This is a genomic window from Pseudonocardia sp. GCM10023141, assembly GCF_042653605.1.
The window spans coordinates 1-13898 of the sequence record NZ_JBHSIR010000080.1 but is presented as its reverse complement, the minus strand read 5'-3'; the positions used below and the strand labels follow the sequence as shown (position 1 = coordinate 13898).

Genomic DNA, 13898 nt, shown 5'->3' with positions numbered 1-13898 from the left:
CAACTGGTGAGAGGCTCAGATGGGGCGGACCGTGTCGGCCTGCGGACCCTTCGCACCCTGGCTCGACTCGAACTCGACGCGCTGGTTCTCGTCGAGACTCCGGAAGCCGTCCGACTGGATGGCGGAGTAGTGGACGAAGACGTCCGGACCGTTGTCGTCGGTGGCGATGAAGCCGAAACCCTTTTCGGCGTTGAACCACTTGACGGTGCCCTGCGGCATACCTGTTCTCCATACGTGAAGCGGGCCTGACCGGCACTGTGCCGACCAGGGGCTGCACGGGATCACGGACGCGCGCAGAGGAACTCTTCGAACGCCAGTGAAGCCCACCGTCACTCTCCACGGACGCTTCACAACGATCGAGGAAGACACGACTGCAACCGCGGAGAACCTATCACGCACCGTCGGCGAGGGGCATCGCCGACGCGACGAGCGGCGGGGGGCCGGACGTCCGGATCGCGGCGCGCCGTTCGTCCGGTCCGGGACCGCATCGGCACGACGGCGGGCGACGTCACGAGCAGGGCATCGACGATCCGCGCCACCGGCACCGCAGTGACGATGTGTCACATTCTCGGCCCACAGTGGGGACCGTAGGTGACGACACACCCCGGACGGGTACTGGTGCGCAACTCCTAAGCCGACGGGTGACGAGATCGGCGAACGCCGTATGCCCCGGCCGGGATTGCTCGGCGCGCCTGGGTGACGCGCGGGGTCGAGACCCGGTTCGAGTGACCCCCGAATCGGGTCTGGCCAACCTTTCGGTGACCCACAGTTGCGGCCGCAATCAGCAGGAACGGCCGCGGCGGAGTCCGCACCACTTGGCGGGCCATTGCGCCGAGCCCATGATTCCCCCGACAACCGATCCATCCGTCCTAGTCCGGGGAGGCTCCGATGCGGAGTCGCAAACTGACTCTCTCGATTGCCACGATATCGGCGGGGGCATTGATCACCGTCGCCGGTGGCGCAACGGCAAATGCCGCAGTTCCCGCGGCTGACACTCCGACGATCACCGCTCCGGCCGCCGCCGACCCCGCTGCTCCGGACTCTCCGCTCAGTGGCCTCATCAGCGGCTTGCTCGCGGCCGTGACGGGCCTGCTCGGCGGGCTGGTGCCGGGGGTGGGCGCAGCACTGCCCGTCCCGCTGCCGGCCCTGCCGATCCCCGCCGCGTTGCCGGTACCGGCGCTCCCGGTACCCGCCCTCCCGGTACCCGCCGACCTGCCGGTGCCCGCGCTCCCGGCGCCCGCGCTGCCCGCCCTCCCGACCGCCAACCTGTCGACACCCGAGCAGCTTCCGGTGCCGCCGCTCCCGGTGCCGACACCGGCGGTGCCGGATCCCGCACTTCCCGCGGTTCCCGCTCCGGGAGCCTCGCTACCAGCGCTTCCCGCTCTGCCCGACCCCGGTGCCGCCCTGCCGGACCCGGGTGCGGCGGTGCCCGCTGCACCCGCGGTGTGCCCGACCACACCGGCCGTACCGGATCCCGCGGCGCCTGCCGACCCGGCAGCACCGGCAGCACCGGCAGCACCGGCCGCACCGGCGGCCCCGGCAGCACCGGCAGCACCGGCAGCACCTGCCGCCCCGGCCGTTCCGACGGATCCCGCGGTTCCGGCGACGCCTGACGTCCCGGCCGTTCCGGCCACCCCGGCCCTTCCGGACCCGGCCGTCCCGGCGACCTGCCTGCCGGTCGCCGTGCCGCCGGTGCCCGCCGACCTGCCGGCGCTGCCGGCGCCGGACGTGCCCGGCGTAGGTGCCGCACTGCCCGACCCGGGCGCGGTGCCGGCTCCGGCCCTCCCGGCCGCCCCGGCACTCCCCGCTGCTCCGGAACTGCCGCCCGCCCCGGCCGCTCCGGCCGCTCCGGCCGCACCGGCACTGCCGGGAAGTGCTCCGGCAAATCCGACCGGAAACACTGCGACAGCACACTGAGCGGAGCAACAGCTTGACCTGAAATGGTCGGCGGGAATACCCGCCGACCATTTCGGATTGCCGCCGAAAGGGCGACGGTCAGGGCATTGACTCGACAGCCAGGCCGTGTTCCAGGGATCGGAAAACGCTGTCGAGAAGATCCCGGAGATCCGCGTCGTCGGCGCTGAGCCATCGTTCGTAGGCGGCGAGCGCCACTCCGAGGCTCGCGTGCCCGATGGTCTGGGGCATCAGCTGATCGGGCGTCAGGCCAAGTCGTGACGCCGCATAGTCGGCGACCACCTGCCGCCACTCTGCGTAACGGAGTGTGGAGTGCGCCTGGAGGGCGGGCGTGCCCAGGATCAGTCGCAGCCGGCGCCGGTGCCACGGCTGTTCGGCGGGGGCGACCTCGTTGAAGTCCAGCACCGCCATCCGGATCCCGGTCAGCACCGGCACGTCGGGCGGCAGGGCGGCGAAGGTGGCCCGCATCCGGTCGAGCTGCTCGTCGAACGCGCCCCACGGGATGTCGTTCTTGGACGCGTAGTAGCGGAAGACCGTGCGCCTGCCGATCCCGGCAGCGGCCGCGATGTCGTCGACCGTGGTGGTGTCGAAGCCGCGGTCGGTGAACAGCTCCAGCGCGATGTGCTCGATCTCGGAGCGGGAGGTTACGGGTCGCCGCCCGGCCCGGCGCGGGCCGGTGTCGATCGGGGTAGCGGACATCGGCCCTTCCTCGCGGCACACCGTGGACATCGATCGTGCCACGCACCCCGGGCCGGCAGGAACTCGCGGCCGGTGACGGCCCGCCGTTCAGGCGGGAAGGCCCATCCGGACCCGGTTGCGGCCCCTGTTCTTGGCGTCGTACATCGCCGCGTCCGCGATCTCGAGGAGCGGGGCGATGTCGAGCCCGTCCGGCGGGAACACGGCACCGCCGATGGAGACCGTCAGGTCGTCGATCACGATCGGCCCGTTCGGACCGATGACCTCGACGCGCAGTGCGGCGACCCGGCGCCGGATCCGCTCGGCGGCGGCATGCGTGCCGAGCCGGCAGTCGCCGTCGATCCCGCGCAGCAGCACGACGAACTCCTCACCACCGAACCGCCCGACGACGTCCTCGTCGCGCACCTCCGACCGCACCGCGGCAGCCACCGCCGCGAGCACGACGTCGCCGACGAGGTGCCCGTAGCGGTCGTTGACGAGCTTGAAGTGGTCGAGGTCGAGCACCAGCACCGCGGCCCGGTCGCGGGCGCGTTCGGCCCGGCGCAGCTCGCGGGAGGCCTGCACGTGCCACGCGGCCGCGTTGAGCAGCCCCGTCTTGCCGTCGATGCTCGCGGCCTCCTCCAACTGCCGCACCAGCACACTGCGATGCAGCACGATCAGCGGAGGCAGCACGAGGATGGCGTAGGCGATCCCGAACGACGCCATGGCGCCCGCGACGAGCGCGCCCATGGACAGGGTGGCGAACTCGAGCACGGCCTCGTCACCGTGGCCGAGGACCTGCAGGAACGTCGCGAGGTTCCGCACCGGTCCACTCAGCACGATCACGGCGACGACGAGCACCATGTTGACCGCTGCGTAGGCGAACACCGCCAGCACCACCGAGAACAGGCCGGTGACCTCCTGGAACGGGTTCAGGTCGCTCACGACGCCCATCACGGCGGCGGCCGCCTGTACGGCCAGCACCACCGTGGCGGTGCTGAACACCACGCGGTGCAGCGGTACTTCGGAGCGGTACCAGATCCGGACGTAGATGTGGGTGTAGACCAGCAGCACGACGCCGGATGCCGCCAGCGGGGGCAGCAGGGCGGCAGCGGCGAAGGCCCAGACCGAGCTGAGGTCGATGTGGGGCGCCTCGTCGGAGCGGTGCCGGACGCGCTCCACGCCGAGCGAGGCCTCGGTGCTGAGGACGGCCGCGATGACGAGCACCGCCATTCGGGAGCCGATCTCCGAGAGCGGGTACCCGAAGCTGGAGGACGCGGTGGCGAGGAGGGTAACGACGGCCGTCACCTCGACGAGGAGGATCACGGTCAGCACTCGCCCCGGCAACGACCATAGCGACCATCGGGTTAATCCGATCGGACGCTGCCGCGACAGTTGCATCCCCCTGAAACCTTTCAACCGGGCTGACATCTCGATCGCCTGTCCCCCATCCGGGCGGATGGTAGCCGGACGGCAACCGTACGTCAGCGTCCAGGCGCACCCGTGGACTCGGCGAGCGGCGAGCTGCATGGATCGATCGGGCAGCGGCAGCGACGTCCCCCGCGCGGTGGACGTTGCCGGAAGCAACCCGACCGGTCAGCCAACCGCAAGTTCGGGCACAGAGGGGCTGGGCAGCGTGTGATTCGGGTCATGTTCGATGAAGTCCGAACCGTCGGAACGGCCACGGCGACCGCGGCGGCCCGACGTCCGACACCCGGCGGCCGGGGCTGCGCCGAACGGACGGTGCGCCGAACGGGCGGTGCGCCGCTGTTCGCCGCCGCCGGCGGCCGTCACCCTGCGGGCGCGGACCGCAGGCGAGCGCCTACGCTGCGTGACCGAGTGGGCGCGGCATGACGCACATCACACCCGCATCGGCACCGTGCCCGAGAAAGCCAACAGCCCCGAGCGGAATCCGCCGGGGCTGTTTGCAATCCTGAAGGTGGTGGCCAGGGGCGGGGTCGAACCGCCGACCTACCGCTTTTCAGGCGGTCGCTCGTACCAACTGAGCTACCTGGCCGGGCCGGTTGTCACACCGGACACCTGGTGGAGCGACCCAGACGGGACTCGAACCCGCGACCTTCGCCGTGACAGGGCGACGCGCTAACCAACTGCGCCACTGGGCCTTGCTTGCTGCTGGTGAAGCGTACCCCCAACGGGATTCGAACCCGCGTTGCCGCCTTGAAAGGGCGGAGTCCTAGGCCACTAGACGATGGGGACTTGGACCGCCGAAGCCATCCTCGCCTGCAACGACTGCCCGTTGGGAGCTCGCTAAGCATAGGACAGACCCCGATCGGGCCCCACACCCGGGGGTCCGATCGGGCATCGGGCCAGGTCAGCGCGTTACTGGCGGCGGCAGATCCGGATTGGCCGAGATCAGGCCGAGCATGTCGAGCAACTGGCGCAGATCGTCGGAATCCGCCGAGTTCCTCGCCACCACCATCCTGGCGCGATTGAGCTGGTCGTCCGAGACGCGGTAGGCGTCAGCCGCCGTCCGCTGGGTGGGGATCGACCCCGACCCCATGACCCGTTCGTCCCCGATTTCGCGCCGTGCGCTTCCGATACTCATCGACGTCCTCCCCGTCCGGTCGTCACTCCGTCACGGCCTGGACGGGGGCGTTCCGCAGGTCCCACCGCCCGGCGACAACCGGCCGCTCACCAGGGCCGGGAACCCCACGCCCGGCTCGGCACGACTGCAGCCACCCCCGTGGCCGTGACCGGCACGTTACCTATCGGGCCCGGCCGACGCACCCCTCTTCCGGGGGCCGCCCGGGGGGGATGTGTGACGCAGCGGAACTGCACGTGCATCCGCACTCTCACCCGATTCGGGGCGGTCGCCGGGGGTGGTCCGCGCCCTGCCACGATGTGCGTCTCGCACCGTGGAGGAGTTCTCTCATGTCCGTCGAGGCACCGTTCCGCACCGAGGTCACCGTCAGCGGGATGACCTGCCAGCACTGCGTCATGTCGGTCACCGAGGAGCTCGCCGGGATCGACGGGGTCAGCTCGGTCGCTGTGGACCTCCCGACCGGCGCCGTCACGCTGCTGTCCGATCGCGCCGTCGGGCGCGAGGAGATCGCCGCTGCCATCACCGAAGCCGGGTTCGCGCTCGCCCGGTCGTAGGGTCGAGGCCATGTCACAACCCCGCGGCCGCTCACGCCACCGCGCCACCGCGCCGGCGCCCGTCGAGCTGGGCAACCTCGTGGCCGACCCGGAACTCGTGAGCGACGGCGACCTCAGCTCCTACCTCGCCTCGCTCGCCCCGGACGCGCATGCCGACGCCACCGAGCTCACCGGCCGGTTCGGCAGCGCGCAGGTCTTCCAGCTGCGCCTGCCGGCGCTGCGGATCGAGCAGCTGCGACGGATCGCCCAGGAGCGCGGCGTCTCCCCCGGCGCGCTGGCCGTCGACTGGGTGATCGACCGGTTGGACCGGGAGGACACCCCCACCGGCCCGCTGCCGCTCATCGAGGCCGACGAGCCGAAGCGCCGCAGCCTGCGCGAGCGACTCGGCCGCCGCTGACCTTCCCTACGCGGCGTCCACGTCGCGGCGGCGCAGCCCGGCCAGCCCGACGGCCCCGAGGACCACGGCCACCACGGTGAGCAGCACCAGTGCCGGACCGACGGCGCCCGAACCGAGTGACTGCAACGTCCGCACGAACGGCGACACCTGCAGCACCGCGGCACCCACGAGCTTGAACTCGCCGAGCAGGTCGACGATCAGTGCGAGCGCGAGCAGCACCCACGTCACCGGCACCGCCACCCGCGGCGCCCAGCCGACCAGCACCACCGCGAGTCCCGCGAAGACGAGGCAGGCCGGCAGGTAGGCGACGGTCGAGCCGAGCACGGCGAACGGGGCGCCGTAGCCGATGCCCGCTCCGAGGCCGAGCCCGAGCAGCGTGAGCGCGGCACCGCCTGCCGTGATCACGAGGTGGCCCAGCGCCCAGCGCACGCGCCCCACCGGGAGCACGAGCACCGCGTCGGCCAGCCCGCCGGTCTCCTGCGACCGCATCCGCAGCGCCGCGGCGATCGTGGCGGCGGCCACCACCTGCGCCAGCACGTAGAGGACGAAGCGGAAGAACACCGCGGCCACGTCGCCACCGCCGAGCGTCACGGCCAGCGCCCGGAACGCAGGGGTGTCGAGCTGGTTGCCCAGCGAGCCCATGGCGAAGCCCAGCATCAGGCCCAGCATCGTGAGCCCCGCCGCCCACGAGAGGACGGAGGCGCGGTGCAGCCGCCAGGCGAGCGCGAGCGGGCTGCGCAGTGCCGCGCCTGCGTGCGCGGGCCCCGGGCGCGCCGCGAACAGGCCACCTCCGACGTCTCGGCGGGCGGAGAGTGCGAATGCCAGCGCGGCCAGCACCGCAGCCGTGCCGAGCAGTGGGCCCAGCACCCACCACCGTTCAGCCGCGAAGGCCTGGATGTGGCGCACCCAGCCGAACGGGGACGCCCAGACCAGGCCCGAACCGGTGCCGTCGCCGATCGCGGCGAGGAGGAACGCCACGCCGAACACGACGAACGCGACACCGCGGGCGCCGCCCGTGCCCTCGACGAGCTGGGCGGCCACCGCGGCGACCGCGGTGAACACGATCGCCCCGGCCCCGATCGCCGACCCCAGCGCGATCGATCCCGCGACCGGCAGCCCGTGGGCCAGCAGCCCGAGCGCCGCCAGCACGGCGATCACGACGTTGCCTGCCACCACGACGGCGAGCGCGGCGGCCAGCGGGGCGTGCCGGCCGACGACACCGGCGCCGACCAGCTCGCGACGGCCCGCCTGCTCGTCGCCCCGGGTGTGGCGGATCAGCAGCAGCACGCTCACGATGCCGCCGACCAGCACGCCGGACGAGCCGAACGTCCACGCCGCCAACGCGCCGACGGACGGGGCGAACACCGGCCCGCGCAGTGCCAGCTCGGCCGGGTTGGCCGCGGAGGCGGCGGCGAAGGCGAGCCGGTCGGCCTCGGCCGGATAGCCCTTCTCCGTCGCGATCGCCAGCAGCACCGGGAGCACCGCCATGATCACCACCCAGGCCGTGATCGCGATCCGGTCCCGCCGCAGGATCAGCCGGACGAGCACGCCCGCGCCCGTCAGCGGTCCCCTCGGCAACGCAGCGGGCACCACGCCGGGGCGTTCCTGGACGGCGGTCATCGCTGGGTCCCCGCGGCGCTGTAATGGGCCAGGAACAGCTCCTCCAGCGACGGCGGCCTGCTCACCAGGCTGCGCACACCGACGGCCGTGAGCGCGCGCAGCAGCGCGTCGAGGTGCTCGGCGTCGACGCGGCAGGTGACGCGGTTGCCCGCCACCTCGAGGTCGCGCACGCCGGCCAGCCCGTCGAGGCCGACCGGTGGCCCGGTGAGCTCGGCCGTGACCTCCGTGCGCCGGGACCGCTGCAGCTCCTCGAGCGTGGCGGACTCGACGGTGCGCCCCGCCCGGATGATGCTGACGCGCTGGCACAGCGTCTCGACCTCGGAGAGGATGTGGCTCGACAGCAGTACGGTGCGGCCGCGGTCGCGCTCCTGCGCCACGGCCGCGCCGAAGACCGCCTCCATCAGCGGGTCCAGCCCGGACGTCGGCTCGTCGAGGATCAGCAGCTCGGCGTCGGACGCCAGCGCCGCGACGAGCGCGACCTTCTGCCGGTTGCCCTTCGAGTAGGTGCGGCAGCGCCGGGTCGGGTCCAGCTCGAAGCGCTCCAGCAGCTCGTCGCGGCGCCCCTTGTCGAGGTTGCCCCGCAGCCGTCCGAGCAGGTCGATCACCTCGCCACCGGTGAGCGTCGGCCACAGCGTGACGTCGCCGGGCACGTAGGCGAGCCTGCGGTGCAGCTCGGTGGCGTCGGCCCACGGGTCCCCACCGAGCAGCGTCACCTCACCCGCGGTGGGGCGCAGCAGTCCGAGCAGGATGCGGATGGTGGTGGTCTTGCCCGCCCCGTTCGGCCCGAGGAAGCCGTGCACCTCCCCCTCGCGGACCTCCAGGTCCAACCCGTCCAGTGCCCTGGTGGACCCGAACGTCTTCACCAGCCCCCTCGTGGCGATGGCGGTCATGGCTGCTCTTCCCTTCCGAAGCGGTCCAGTCCGGTGCGGACCCGATCGGCCATGCCGTCGGGGATGATCTCGGGTGCGACGACGTCGAGCGTCGCGTTGGCCACGCGGGTGGAGCCCTCGCGGCTGAACAGGTCGACGCCCAGGCCACGCGACACGTGGTCGTGCATCACGGTCAGGCCGAGGCGCATGGCGGTGAAGACCACCGCGCGGGTGCGGGCGTCGGCAGCGCCGGGCACGTCGGCGAGGTAGCTCTCGGTCAACGCGACCATGTCGTCGAAGATCCCGGCGGCCGCCGGGGAGCCGTCGACGAGCGCGCGGGCCAGGTAGCGCAGCAGCGGTGGGGCGGAGCGGAAGATGCTCGCGATGTAGCCGGGATCGTCGATCAGGCCGTCGTCGATCCCGGTGGCGGCCTCGCGCCGCAGGTAGTCGACGACATGCGCGTCGCAGGCCTCGCGCAGCCGCTGCTTGGTGCCGAAGTGGTGCTGCACGAGCGCGGGTGAGACACCGGCGCGCTCGGCGACGGCGCGGATCGTGGTGCCTGCCAGGCCGCGCTCGGCGAACTCGGCCATGGCCGCGTCCCGGATCCGCGCACGCGCCGTCAGGTCATCCTGCTGTACGTCCACACGGTGGACAATACACCTGTACAGTCTCCCATACAGACGTACAGCATCCTTTCCCGCGATCGTGGCAGCCGGCTCAGCTTCCGGACAGGACGATCCGCGCCGGCGAGGTGTCGGCGAGGCACGGGCTGCCCGAGAGGCGGGCGACGTCGACCGCACGGGCCAGCGCCTGGTAGCCGGCCGCGGACAGGTGCAGCCCGTCACCGGAGTCGAACGCGGGAGCCAGGCGCGCAGGCTGCGCCGGATCGGCGACCGCGGCGGCGAAGTCGAAGACCCCGTCGGCGTGCTCGCGCCCCTCTCCCAGCACCCAGGCGTTGACGGCCGCCCGGGTCGACAGCGCGGCGGGGGTGCCGTGCGGCCCTGCCACCGACGGCGTGATCGTGGTGAGGAAGACCCGCTTGCCGGCGGCGCGAGCCCGCTCGGTGTAGCGCTCCAGCCCCGCGATGATCTCGCCCGCGGGGCGGCCTGCGGCGATGTCGTTTGTGCCGATGTGCAGCACGACGTCGGTGACGCCGGGCGCGGCTGCCACGTCCCGGTCGAAGCGGGTCAGCGGCGCGTCACCATCGCCTGCGGGGTCGTCCGCGAGCAGCCGGTTGCGGGAGATCCCGGCGTTGAGCACTGCCATGTCGGACGCACCGCCCGCCGCGGCCAGCCGGGCGGCGAGCGCGTCGGACCAGCGCGCGTTGGCGTCCAGCGCGGTCCCGAAGCCGTCGGTGATCGAGTCGCCCACCGCCACCACCGCGTTCTCCGGCCGCGGGGCCAGCACGTCCAGGCCGTCGAGCACGAGCCAGGAGCCGACCGGTCGGTCGAACGCCGTGCCGGCCGTGGCCAGCGCGGCGTCGGCGCTCCGGGCCAGGTAGGAGGTCTGCAGCGCGATCGCGTGCTGGGTGACCACTGCCGGAGCAGCCGGAAGGTAGAAGCTGACGGCGATCGGGCGGCCCACCTCGGCGACGAGCGGGGCGGGATCGCTGACGACCGACCCGCCCGCCGGAATGACCACCTCCGGCGAGCCGGCGAACGTCACGGGCCGCATCGATCCCGGCAGGAGGCCGGCGGCACCGTCCGAGCGACCGGCCGACGCCGTGCCCACGGCCAGCGGCGCGGTGCCGTAGGCGTTGGAGAGCCGGATGCGCACCTGCGCGCCGGTGACCTGCGGGTGCACGATCATGCGCAACGTGGCGCCGGCGAGCGCCGGGTCACCCGGCGCGGGCTGCGTGGCCGCCTGCCATGCCGAGACCCAGCGCGGCGCCGAGCATCCGCTGGGAACCACGACCGCGGCAGGGCGGGCCGCCGACTGCTGGGAGTCATCGACCCCGGCCGCCACGGCCAGCACCCCGACCAGCGCCACGCCGACCGCGAGCCCGGCCCGCAGGCGCCCCCGCCGCGCCCGACCGACCGTCGACGCCGGCGACCGCTCGAGCACATCGGGCCGCTCCGGTTCCGCCAGCAGTACCGTGCTCACCGCATTCCCCCTCGTTCGACCGGGGCGCCAGGAGAACAGCCGGTAGGCGCTCGGTTACAGATCGTCGAACGAGCGGCGAGCCGTTTCAGAAAGCGGCCGATCGGGTGATTACGCTACGTTGCGTGTGTTCTGACGCTCCGCGACCACTCGGTCAGGTCCCCCTGACCAGGTGGGCGGCGCAGGGTTGGGCGACGGATGGCGAACGGCTTAGGTTGAGCTGCGGACGGCTGGTCGTGAGGCGAGGAGGCCATGGTGGGCTCGTACGAGGACATCTTCCGGGCGAGCACAGACGATCCGGAGGCGTTCTGGCTGCAGGCGGCGGAGTCGATCGACTGGACGGTGCCGCCGACCACCGCACTCGACGCGTCGCGCCCGCCGTTCTACCGATGGTTCCCCGATGGCGAGCTCAACGTCTGCCACAACGCGCTCGACCGGCACGTCGACGCTGGCCGCGGTGATCAGGCAGCGCTGATCTACGACTCCCCGGTCACCGGCACGAAGGCCACCTACAACTACACCCGGCTGCGCGACGAGGTCGCGGCGTTCGCCGGCGTGCTCGCCGGGCTCGGCGTCGAGCGCGGCGACCGGGTGGTGATCTACCTGCCGATGGTGCCGGAGGCCGCGATCGCCATGCTCGCGTGCGCGCGCATCGGCGCCGTGCACTCGGTGGTGTTCGGCGGCTTCGCACCCAAGGAGCTGGCGGTCCGCATCGACGACGCCGGGCCGAAGGTGATCGTGTCGGCGTCCTGCGGCATCGAGGGCAAGCGGGTGATCGAGTACAAGCCCCTGCTGGACAAGGCGATCCAGCTCGCCGAGCACAAGCCGGTGGCGTCGGTGATCCTGCAGCGGCCGCAGGCCACCGCGACCATGGGCGCCTCCGATGTGGACTGGGCCGAGGCGGTGGCCGGAGCCACCCCGGCCGGCTGCGTCCCGGTGCGGGCCACCGACCCGCTGTACATCCTCTACACCTCGGGCACCACCGGGAAGCCCAAGGGCGTGGTGCGCGACGGCGGCGGCTACGCGGTGGCGCTGAACTGGTCGATGCCCAACGTCTACGACGTCGGACCCGGCGAGACGATCTTCACGGCGTCCGACGTCGGGTGGGTCGTCGGCCACTCCTACATCGTCTACGCGCCGCTGCTGGCCGGCGCCACCACCGTCCTCTACGAGGGCAAGCCGGTCGGGACCCCGGACGCCGGGCAGTTCTGGCGGGTGATCGCCGAGTACGGCGTGAAGAGCATGTTCACCGCGCCCACGGCGTTCCGGGCGATCAAGAAGGAGGATCCGGACGGCCGGTTCATCACCGACTACGACCTCTCCAAGCTCGAGTACCTGTTCCTCGCCGGTGAGCGCCTCGACCCCGAGACCTACCGGTGGGCGTCCGAGCAGCTCGACATCCCCGTGATCGACCACTGGTGGCAGACCGAGACCGGCTGGCCGATCGTCGCCAACCCGGCCGGGATCGAGCTCCTGCCGATCAAGCCCGGTTCGCCGACGCGGCCGCTGCCGGGCTGGGACGTGCAGGTGCTCGACGGCGCGGGCAAGCCCGTCGAGGCGGGCACCGACGGGGCGATCGTCGTCAAGCTGCCGATGCCCCCCGGCTCGTTGCCGACGCTGTGGAACGACGACGAGCGGTTCGTCGCGTCCTACATGTCCGCGTACGACGGCTACTACCTCACCGGCGACGGTGGGCACCTCGATGAGGACGGCTACGTCTACGTCATGGGCCGCACCGACGACGTCATCAACGTGGCCGGGCACCGCCTGTCCACCGGCGGCATGGAGGAGGTGCTCGCGTCGCACCCCGACGTCGCGGAGTGCGCGGTGATCGGCGTGGCCGACGCGATGAAGGGCCAGGTACCCCGCGGCCTCGTGGTGCTCAAGGCGGGTGTCGAGCGCGACGAGGACGAGTTGCGCGGCGAGCTGGTGCAGCTGGTGCGCGACCAGATCGGCGCCGTGGCGAGCCTCAAGGACGTGGCCGTGGTGGCCGCGCTGCCCAAGACCCGCTCGGGGAAGATCCTCCGCAAGACCATGCGGGGCATCGCCGACGGCGTCGACGAGCCGGTGCCGTCCACGATCGACGACGCCACGGTGCTGGACGCGCTGCGGCCGGTGCTGCGGCGGGGGTGAGCCCACCGTTGCGGGCCTACCGGGAGCCCTGCCGCGCCTCGTGGCGCTCGTGCTTGCGCACGGCGAAGTCGTGGGCCTGCTCGAGCAGCCCGGGCAGTGCGGCGTCCGTCGCAGGCCCGGGGTTGATCACGCAGACCCAGTGCTGCCCGGCGTGGACCGGATGCGGCATGACGACGTCGGTGGAGTCATCGACGGTCGGCGGCTCGGGGCGACCGGCCCCCGGGCCGAGCAGCGCGGCGTAGCCGGCCTTCGGCAGGCCGATGTTGACCGGAACGTCTCCTCGTCGCGGTCGAGGCGGGAGACGGTGTCGTAGCGGTCGCCCGTGACGAGCGTGGCGAAGGGCATCTTCCGGTTGTCCGGGAGGTCTCCCGCCGGGTCGTAGATGAAGAAGGTGTCCCCGGCGGCCTGCATCACAAACACCCGTCGAACGTTTCCGTGATGAGCCGTGCGATCGATCCGAGATCCATGCCTTGACGAATACCGTTGAATTTGCCACTTGATGGTTTGGTCGGGTCCTCCATGCTGTTCTCCCACTGAACCCTCAAGTCCGGGGATCGAGATGTGTCCGACGGGCGGTGGCGGCTGGTCGAGCTGGCCCGGCTCGGCGGGGTCTCCCCGCAGCAGGTGCGCAACTACCTCGACATGGGCGTCCTGCCGCCTGCCGGGCGCAGCGCCAACGGCTACCGCACCTTCCCCGACCGCCACGCCGACGCGTTGCTCGCGACGCGCGCGCGAAGCCTTGGGCGCCATCCATCGCGGTGACGTCGGGGCGGCGCTCGCGGCGATCGACGCCGGTCACGCCGAGCTCGCCGCCGAGCGCGCCCACGTCGCGCGCGTCAACGCGGCGTTCGCCACCGCGGCCACCGACCCGGCGCCGGTCGGCACGGCCGTCGTCGACACGTTGCGCAGGACGGGCGATCCGGCGCGGGCCCAGGCCGAACTGGCCCGGCGCGACGAGGCGTTGCAGCGCCAGAGCCTGAGCCTGAGCCGGTTGGAGGGTCTGCTGTCAACGGCCAAGTTGTGGTCCCCGCTGGTGGCCAAGTTAATGTCTCCACCCCTCGGGGTTGATCAGG

General features: G+C 72.3%; 13 protein-coding genes, 3 tRNA genes and 2 pseudogenes. 6 read left to right on the top strand and 12 right to left on the bottom strand.

All coding sequences use genetic code 11. From position 1 onward, the window contains the following. Positions 1–15 precede the first annotated feature (15 nt). Positions 16–219 (bottom strand): cold-shock protein, encoded by a 204-nt coding sequence (locus ACFPFQ_RS43540; RefSeq protein ID WP_296373934.1) that lies wholly within the window; start codon positions 217–219, stop codon positions 16–18. Between the two features lie 861 nt (positions 220–1080). Here ACFPFQ_RS43540 and ACFPFQ_RS43535 point away from each other — a divergent pair. Beyond that, positions 1081–1917 carry a hypothetical protein gene (locus tag ACFPFQ_RS43535; RefSeq protein WP_379629145.1) on the top strand — a complete coding sequence of 279 codons (837 nt, stop codon included), beginning with the start codon at positions 1081–1083 and terminating at the stop codon, positions 1915–1917. A gap of 78 nt (positions 1918–1995) precedes the next feature. Here ACFPFQ_RS43535 and mftR read toward each other — a convergent pair whose 3' ends face one another. From mftR to ACFPFQ_RS43505, 6 genes are all read right to left on the bottom strand, one after another. Then, a complete protein-coding gene (mftR, locus tag ACFPFQ_RS43530) occupies positions 1996–2613 on the bottom strand; it encodes a mycofactocin system transcriptional regulator (protein WP_379629144.1) in 618 nt (205 codons plus the stop codon). 87 nt (positions 2614–2700) lie between these two features. Further along, positions 2701–3924, bottom strand: coding sequence for a GGDEF domain-containing protein (locus ACFPFQ_RS43525; RefSeq protein ID WP_379629143.1), 1224 nt, complete (start codon positions 3922–3924; stop codon positions 2701–2703). Between the two features lie 605 nt (positions 3925–4529). Next, a tRNA-Phe gene (locus ACFPFQ_RS43520) sits at positions 4530–4606 on the bottom strand. 32 nt (positions 4607–4638) lie between these two features. Beyond that, positions 4639–4712: transfer RNA gene (locus tag ACFPFQ_RS43515), tRNA-Asp, on the bottom strand. Positions 4713–4733: 21 nt separating this feature from the next. After that, positions 4734–4806 (bottom strand) — tRNA-Glu (locus ACFPFQ_RS43510). A gap of 115 nt (positions 4807–4921) precedes the next feature. Beyond that, positions 4922–5155, bottom strand: coding sequence for a hypothetical protein (locus ACFPFQ_RS43505; RefSeq protein ID WP_379629142.1), 234 nt, complete (start codon positions 5153–5155; stop codon positions 4922–4924). Between the two features lie 326 nt (positions 5156–5481). Between ACFPFQ_RS43505 and ACFPFQ_RS43500 the strand changes: the two genes are divergently transcribed. Together ACFPFQ_RS43500 and ACFPFQ_RS43495 are read left to right on the top strand one after the other, a co-directional pair. Further along, entirely contained in the window at positions 5482–5706 is a 225-nt protein-coding gene (locus tag ACFPFQ_RS43500; protein WP_379629141.1) for a heavy-metal-associated domain-containing protein, read from the top strand. 10 nt (positions 5707–5716) lie between these two features. After that, positions 5717–6103: a hypothetical protein gene (locus ACFPFQ_RS43495; protein ID WP_379629140.1), complete on the top strand. Its 387-nt coding sequence runs from the start codon at positions 5717–5719 to the stop codon at positions 6101–6103. 6 nt (positions 6104–6109) lie between these two features. On the opposite strand, the gene ACFPFQ_RS43490 is transcribed toward ACFPFQ_RS43495, so the two are convergent. The 4 genes from ACFPFQ_RS43490 to ACFPFQ_RS43475 form a co-directional block, all read right to left on the bottom strand. Further along, positions 6110–7723 (bottom strand): ABC transporter permease, encoded by a 1614-nt coding sequence (locus ACFPFQ_RS43490; protein WP_379629139.1) that lies wholly within the window; start codon positions 7721–7723, stop codon positions 6110–6112. Beyond that, positions 7720–8613, bottom strand: coding sequence for an ATP-binding cassette domain-containing protein (locus ACFPFQ_RS43485; RefSeq protein WP_379629138.1), 894 nt, complete (start codon positions 8611–8613; stop codon positions 7720–7722). The genes ACFPFQ_RS43490 and ACFPFQ_RS43485 overlap by 4 nt, the downstream gene beginning before the upstream one ends. Then, positions 8610–9236, bottom strand: a complete 627-nt coding sequence (locus ACFPFQ_RS43480; RefSeq protein WP_379629137.1) for a TetR/AcrR family transcriptional regulator — start codon at positions 9234–9236, stop codon at positions 8610–8612. The genes ACFPFQ_RS43485 and ACFPFQ_RS43480 overlap by 4 nt, the downstream gene beginning before the upstream one ends. 73 nt (positions 9237–9309) lie before the next feature. Beyond that, the gene (locus tag ACFPFQ_RS43475; protein WP_379629136.1) at positions 9310–10695 is read right to left on the bottom strand and encodes a GDSL-type esterase/lipase family protein; all 1386 of its coding nucleotides are present in this window, start codon (positions 10693–10695) and stop codon (positions 9310–9312) included. A gap of 249 nt (positions 10696–10944) precedes the next feature. On the opposite strand from ACFPFQ_RS43475, the gene ACFPFQ_RS43470 reads away from it, so the two are divergent. Then, positions 10945–12825, top strand: a complete 1881-nt coding sequence (locus tag ACFPFQ_RS43470) for a propionyl-CoA synthetase (RefSeq protein WP_379629135.1) — start codon at positions 10945–10947, stop codon at positions 12823–12825. A gap of 16 nt (positions 12826–12841) precedes the next feature. On the opposite strand, the pseudogene ACFPFQ_RS43465 reads toward ACFPFQ_RS43470, so the two are convergent. After that, positions 12842–13236: pseudogene (locus ACFPFQ_RS43465) on the bottom strand (DUF6194 family protein). Positions 13237–13386: 150 nt separating this feature from the next. Between ACFPFQ_RS43465 and ACFPFQ_RS43460 the strand changes: the two are divergent. After that, positions 13387–13587: a MerR family DNA-binding transcriptional regulator gene (locus ACFPFQ_RS43460; protein WP_379629134.1), complete on the top strand. Its 201-nt coding sequence runs from the start codon at positions 13387–13389 to the stop codon at positions 13585–13587. Further along, positions 13565–13898, top strand: a pseudogene (locus tag ACFPFQ_RS43455) (hypothetical protein); the annotation flags it as partial. The gene ACFPFQ_RS43460 and the pseudogene ACFPFQ_RS43455, both read left to right, overlap by 23 nt.

Excerpts from the sequence above, each read along its gene's own strand:
- ACFPFQ_RS43540 (WP_296373934.1), bottom strand. The coding sequence starts at position 219 with ATGCCGCAGGGCACCGTCAAGTGGTTCAACGCCGAAAAGGGTTTCGGC.
- mftR (WP_379629144.1), bottom strand. The coding sequence starts at position 2,613 with ATGTCCGCTACCCCGATCGACACCGGCCCGCGCCGGGCCGGGCGGCGA.
- ACFPFQ_RS43505 (WP_379629142.1), bottom strand. The coding sequence starts at position 5,155 with ATGAGTATCGGAAGCGCACGGCGCGAAATCGGGGACGAACGGGTCATG.
- ACFPFQ_RS43500 (WP_379629141.1), top strand. The coding sequence starts at position 5,482 with ATGTCCGTCGAGGCACCGTTCCGCACCGAGGTCACCGTCAGCGGGATG.
- ACFPFQ_RS43495 (WP_379629140.1), top strand. The coding sequence starts at position 5,717 with ATGTCACAACCCCGCGGCCGCTCACGCCACCGCGCCACCGCGCCGGCG.
- ACFPFQ_RS43490 (WP_379629139.1), bottom strand. The coding sequence starts at position 7,723 with ATGACCGCCGTCCAGGAACGCCCCGGCGTGGTGCCCGCTGCGTTGCCG.
- ACFPFQ_RS43485 (WP_379629138.1), bottom strand. The coding sequence starts at position 8,613 with ATGACCGCCATCGCCACGAGGGGGCTGGTGAAGACGTTCGGGTCCACC.
- ACFPFQ_RS43470 (WP_379629135.1), top strand. The coding sequence starts at position 10,945 with ATGGTGGGCTCGTACGAGGACATCTTCCGGGCGAGCACAGACGATCCG.